The sequence below is a fragment of the Lamprobacter sp. genome (assembly GCF_034860625.1).
Lineage (GTDB): Bacteria > Pseudomonadota > Gammaproteobacteria > Chromatiales > Chromatiaceae > Lamprobacter.
Window position 1 is genome coordinate 1 of record NZ_JAYESN010000198.1, and the last position, 5,808, is coordinate 5,808.

The 5,808-nt window shown below is 63.3% G+C and carries 5 protein-coding genes; 4 read left to right on the forward strand and 1 reads right to left on the reverse strand.

Annotated elements, in window-relative coordinates; translation table 11 throughout:
- Positions 1-244 precede the first annotated feature (244 nt).
- Positions 245-454 (reverse strand): hypothetical protein, encoded by a 210-nt coding sequence (locus VBE63_RS23825; RefSeq protein ID WP_323685507.1) that lies wholly within the window; start codon positions 452-454, stop codon positions 245-247.
- Between VBE63_RS23825 and VBE63_RS31590 the strand changes: the two genes are divergently transcribed.
- The 4 genes from VBE63_RS31590 to VBE63_RS23840 all read left to right on the forward strand — a co-directional run.
- Positions 371-544: a response regulator transcription factor gene (locus VBE63_RS31590; RefSeq protein ID WP_416274655.1), complete on the forward strand. Its 174-nt coding sequence runs from the start codon at positions 371-373 to the stop codon at positions 542-544. The two genes, VBE63_RS23825 and VBE63_RS31590, sit on opposite strands and share 84 nt — an antisense overlap.
- 394 nt (positions 545-938) lie before the next feature.
- The gene (locus VBE63_RS23830; protein ID WP_323685508.1) at positions 939-4,058 is read left to right on the forward strand and encodes an ATP-binding protein; all 3,120 of its coding nucleotides are present in this window, start codon (positions 939-941) and stop codon (positions 4,056-4,058) included.
- Positions 4,059-4,335: 277 nt separating this feature from the next.
- Positions 4,336-5,376, forward strand: a complete 1,041-nt coding sequence (locus VBE63_RS23835) for a response regulator (protein ID WP_323685509.1) — start codon at positions 4,336-4,338, stop codon at positions 5,374-5,376.
- 27 nt (positions 5,377-5,403) lie between these two features.
- Positions 5,404-5,808: AAA family ATPase (locus VBE63_RS23840; protein ID WP_323685510.1), on the forward strand; the 405-nt coding region annotated here is incomplete at its 3' end.

Sequence of the window (5,808 nt, forward strand, 5' to 3'; positions counted from 1 at the left end):
CGCCTTAGAAGACGGCCACTATAAGGTGATCGCCACGCTCAAGGACGAGACCCGCGCCCGCATCACCCCGTTCGAGGCGATCGAGCTGGATCTGGCCTATATGCTTGGAGCCGAATGAGGCTGTCTCGAATAGACAGATGACCAGCAAGACGAGAAACCAAGCCGCGTTTGGTCCGGAAAATGGCCTACTGGAGGCCATTCTCCAGCCACGCAGGCGCTGCCCCTGCCGCGTAACACGGGGGCATCACAGCTGCTCCATCGGGTCGAAGCCTTGATCGCTAGCCTGAATCCGCGTGCGAGGGCAGAGTGCCAGGCGAGCGGTGGTCCGCAAGCGCCTGATGCGTTGCGGCTTAGCCCGCGGCACCGGCAGGTGCTCGGTTTGCTCGCCGAAGGGCTCACCGCCGCCGAGATTGGGGACCGCCTGCGGATCTCCAAAGAAACCGTCATGACCCATCGGCGCAACCTCATGCGCAAGCTCGGATTGCGTAATCGGACCGAGCTGATTCGCTATGCGATTAAGCCCAATATCGTGGGACCGGACTAGCCGATCGACCGGTCGCTCAGTGCAATAATCCAGCCCAAGCTACCATCTAGGGGTTAATTAATGAGCCGGATTGGGGGATAGTCAAGCCAGCTTGACTGGGGATACGCTCAGCAAGATCAGGCTCAGCCCATCGATACCGGGTTTGTTGGCAGGGTTGTGGGGGCGTTGGTGTTGAGCGCCTTTGGGTATCTTTGCCTGGATCTCGCGACTGCGCGGTCAGGTTGCTTTCGCCCCCGCGATCTCGAACGGACCAAGCGCTTTGAGGCAGCCACATGATCCTAGAACGCGCAGCGCGCCTGGCATCCATCGTGGTCATGTTATCGGGTTGGCCGTGATGATCGGCTGGCATCTTAAGCTGCCATGGATCGTTCAGGTTCTGCCTGGCATGGTGCCCATGCAGTACAACACGGCCCTCGGCTTCGTCCTCTCTGGAGTCGGTCTCTGGGCATGCGGAGGCCAGCGTGGATCGCTCGTCCTGGTGGTTGGCTTTCTGGTCAGTCTGATCGCTGCGCTGACGCTCAGCCAATACGCGCTCGGGATCGATCTTGGCATCGATCAGCTGCTGATGGCGCACGAGATCCGGGTTGGTACGTCGCATCCCGGCCGCATGGCGCCCAATACCGCGCTGTCCTTTGTGCTCTTCGGGGGCAGCCTGCTGCTGATGTCTGGCGGCCGCGGTTCGCTGCGCTGGCGGTTGGCGGGAATCCTGGCGGGCGTGGTTGCCGGCCTCGGGATGGTCGCGTTGCTCGGCTATCTGCTCGCTCTGCCAACCGCCTATGGCTGGGGACAGTTGACCAAGATGGCGCTGCATACAGCGCTGGCCTTCACGCTTCTCGGCGGTGGTTGTATCGCGCTGGTCTGGATTCACGAACAAGAACGCCAAGAGTGGATTGCTATCGTCGTGGGGATCTTGCTGGCCACGCTCACCCTCGCACTCTGGCGGGCGGTCCAAGCAGGCCAATCCGTCGAGACCACGGGTCGCGCCGAGCTCCTGCTGCTGCTCTTTGGTTTGGTCATGGCGGTCGCGGTTGCCGGCGCAATGACGCAATCGATCAGGGCGCGGCGGCTCGCCGATCGGCTTGCCAAGGACATCGCTGAGCGTCAGATGGCTGAGGCGAGCCTGCGTGAGAGCGAGGCGATTTATCGGCAACTGTTCGAGTCGTCCGAGGATGCGCTGATGACGGCAGCGCCGCCGGATTGGCGCTTCCGCAGTGCCAACCGGGCGACGCTGCGGATGTTTCGGGCCGAGAGCCTGGAGCAGTTCACGACCCTGCGAGCCGTGGATGTCTCACCGCAGTACCAGCCTGATGGGCGACGCTCCGAGGACGCGGCGCTGGGAGTGCTCAAGCAGGCGATGGCGTCGGGCTCCACGTTCTTCGAATGGCAGCATCGGCGGTTGGACGGCGAGCTGATTGATACCGAGATCCTGCTGACCCGGCTGGAGCGCCAAGGTCAGCCTTTCATTCAGGCGACGATTCGCGATATCACCAAACGCAAGGCCGCGGAGGCGGAGATTCGCCGTCTCAACCTTGAGTTGGAAGCGCGGGTGGCGATCCGGACCCAGGAGTTGGAAGCGGCCTTGGAGCAGGCCGAGGCCGCGGCCCAGTCCAAGGATGCCTTTCTCGCCAATATGAGTCACGAGATCCGTACCCCGCTGAATGCTGTGCTCGGTCTCGCCTATTTGCTCGAGCGCCAGGACCTGCCCGAGGAGGCCCAGGAGCTGGCGCAGAAGATCCAGCTGTCCGGGCGGACGCTGCTGGCCCTTGTCAGCGATATCATCGATGTGTCCAAGATCGAGTCCGGCAAGATCGAGCTCGAGCAGGCCCCGTTCCGGCTCAGGACGGTGCTGGACACCCTGGACACGCTGATGACTGCGAACGCCAAGGTGAGGGACAAAGGCCGGCGCCTCGTTTTGGCCATCGTCCCGCCCGGTTGCAGCGACTGGCCGTTGCGCGGTGACGCCTTTCGGCTCGGTCAGATCCTGAGCAACCTGACCAGCAATGCGATCAAGTTTACAGCCGAGGGACGGATCGAGGTCCGGGTCGAGCCGGTTGCGACCAGCGCAGCCTTCGTGCGCCTTCGCTTTACCGTGAGCGATACGGGCATCGGCATCGATGCCGAGACCCAGGCGCGGTTGTTCAAGCCGTTCAGCCAAGCGGATGCGTCCACCACTCGGCGGTTCGGTGGCTCTGGCTTGGGGCTGGCGATCTCGCGCCGACTGGTGCAGCTGATGAAGGGAGACATCGGGCTTGAGAGTGTGCCCGGGGAGGGCAGTACCTTCTGGTTCGAGCTACCCTTCGAGCGGTTGGCGCCCGAGGCGCTGGATCAAGGTCTTGACGAACACCCCAAGCCACTGCCCGGCAGTGCGCGTGCGCAACGGCTGGCCGGCTTGCGCTTGCTGGTCGTTGACGACAGCGAGATCAACCGTGAGGTCGCCGAGCGCATCTTCGCCAAGGAGGGCGCACACATCAGTCTGGCGAACGATGGCCAGCAGGCGCTTGACTGGCTCCTCGCGCATCCGCGAGACGTCGACGCCGTCATGATGGATGTGCAGATGCCGGTGATGGATGGTCATGAGGCCACCCGCCGCATTCGCCGAAGCGAGCAGCTCGCCTCCCTGCCGGTGATTGCGCTCACCGCGGGGGCCATGCGCGTGCAGCACAGGGCCGCTGAGCAAGCTGGGATGGACGCCTTCCTGTCCAAGCCCTTCGATGTGGAGATGGCTGTGGCGGTCATTCTTCGGCTGACAACGGGGCAGGGCGCGGCGCCCGTTGCTGCAGTGCCCGATGCGGAGAGCTCGCCCGCCATCCCCGCAGCCGAGGAGGCACCAGGGGCTGCATCCAGTGGCTCGGCAGGTACGCCAGACCTACCGGGGCTCGCGGTTGGGCGCGCGCTGGCCTTATGGAAAGACGTCGAGGTCTATCGGCGCTATCTGCGCGGATTCGCCAAAGAGTACGCCGAGGTCATCGCGTTGATTCGTACCGCTGTTCCCGGCGAGGCGCGTCGAATCGCCCACCAGATCAAGGGCGCTGCTGGCAATCTCGGGCTCGAGGAGGTTGCCGCGCAAGCAGCCGCGCTAGAACGAGACTGTGCGAGCGCGGATGCCGATCGCGCGAACCTGGACAGCGCGCTTGCAGATGCCGATGGCTCGCGCGCGGCACCGACGGCGGCCTTGCACGCGGCCTTGCACGCGGCCTTGGAACAGGCGTTCGCCGCCATTGCGCGCTATGCCCCAGACGAGACAACGCCGACGCTCGCCGAGAGCACGCCAGTCGAACAGGGTTCGCCCGATGCGGCTCGGATCGTGCCGCTGTTGCGAGCCGCGCTCGAGGCCTTTGCGGGATTCGACCCGATCGGCGCCGAGCCCGCCTTGGCTCAGTTGGCACGGGAGCTGCCAGGCGCCCAGCTGACCGCGGTGCGTCAGGCCATCGATGATCTCGACGCCACCGCTGGTCGGGCGGCGGTGGCTGCGCTGGCTGCTCGGCTTGGGGTTGAGCTTGAGGCGGCGACATGAGCCCAGCGCCTGGCCTGGTGGCTGGTGTCGTGCTCACCGCTCATAAATACCTGAGATAATGGAAATAATCTGTCCTTATCTGAGTCATGTTCACGCCGTCAACACCAGTGCGGGCGAACCCGTCTTACCTGACTCTTGCGAGCGTTTAAGGTCTTGCCTGAGCGCGTCGCGACCATGAGTGGCACTTGGTTATCGTGCCTGAACGAACCTTAAAGAGCCGCACAAGGGCTGTAAAGTTGTCGAGAAAATATAAGGTTTTTATAGAAAAACGCGGATTATGGCCATCAGTTACCTGCCCCAGGGTCCCATCCTCGTCGTCGATGATCAGCCGGAGAATCTGGCAGTGATGCGCCAAGTACTCGGTGATGACTATCGCTTGCTGTTCGCGCGCAACGGTGCCGAGGCCTTGGCCGCCACGGCCAAGCTGCGCCCGGCGCTGATCCTGCTCGACATCCAGATGCCCGACATGGACGGCTATGCCGTGTGCAGGACGCTCAAGGCCGACCCGGCCACTGAGTCGATCCCGGTCATCTTCGTCACCGGACTCTCCGAGACTGGCAATGAGGCGCAGGGATTCGAGGCCGGCGGGGTCGACTATATCGTCAAGCCGATCTCGGCGCCGATCGTGCGGGCGCGCGTCAAGACTCATCTTTCTCTGGTGCAGGCGTCGCGATTGCAGCGCAGCTATCGAGATGCAATCTCAATGCTCGGCTCCGCCGGACATTACAACGATGCCGATACTGGCGTGCACATCTGGCGCATGGCCGGTTATGCGCGCGAACTTGCAAGCGCCTGCGACTGGACGACCGCGGCCTGCGATCAGCTCGAGCAAGCCGCGCCCATGCACGACATGGGTAAGATTGGCATTCCCGGCGAGATCTTGCGCAAGCCGGGCAAGTTGACCCCTGAGGAATGGGCGGTGATGCAGACCCACTCGCAGATCGGGCACGATATTCTATGCGTGAGCGACGCCCCCCTGTTCCAGCTTGCCGCCGAGATCGCGCTGCGACACCACGAGCGCTGGGACGGCAGCGGCTACCCTGGCGGTCTAGCCGCTGAGGCGATCCCGGAATCGGCCCGGATCGTGGCCATCGCGGATGTCTTCGACGCCCTCACCATGCGGCGACCTTACAAAGAGCCTTGGCCGGTCGAAAAGGCGCTCGCGGTCATGCAAGAGAGCAGCGGAAGCCATTTCGAGCCGCGCCTGATCGAGTGTTTCGCGGACATTCTGCCGCGTCTCTTGGAGGTCAAGGCGGTTTGGGATGCGCGAGAGCAAAACAGGGTCGATGAGCGCAACAAGATGCATCAGGTGAGGTGATGACATGCTCATCGTAGGGGAAGTCGTATGTTGACACGCATTTCAATCGCCAACTTCAAGAGCTATGACGAAGCAACGCTACCCTTGGCAGCCTTGACCTTCTTGGTCGGCGCCAATGCGGCAGGCAAGAGCAATCTGCTCGAGGCCTTGCGGTTGCTGCACTGGCTCGCCAAGGGTAGCCGCCTAGATGATATCGCCCGCGCCATCGAGAGTGGCGATGCCAGGGTGCGCGGGCAGTCTGGCGATCTCTTCCGCGATCCCGCGCAGCCTTTCACGCTGGGCCTGCATTGGTCGAATGCGCCGGATGGATGGGCGGACTTCGAGGTCGCGGTCAGCCTGCTGGCTGATCAATTGGTGATCACCGGCGAGCAGGTGACCCAGCCGTCCGAAAAGGTGCCGTTGTATACCCTAGATGGCCCACCAAGTCCGCAC

Bases quoted from the DNA above. Each gene is read 5' to 3' on its own strand.
- VBE63_RS23825 (WP_323685507.1), bottom strand. From the start codon at position 454: ATGGGTCATGACGGTTTCTTTGGAGATCCGCAGGCGGTCCCCAATCTC.
- VBE63_RS23830 (WP_323685508.1), top strand. From the start codon at position 939: ATGCAGTACAACACGGCCCTCGGCTTCGTCCTCTCTGGAGTCGGTCTC.
- VBE63_RS23835 (WP_323685509.1), top strand. From the start codon at position 4,336: ATGGCCATCAGTTACCTGCCCCAGGGTCCCATCCTCGTCGTCGATGAT.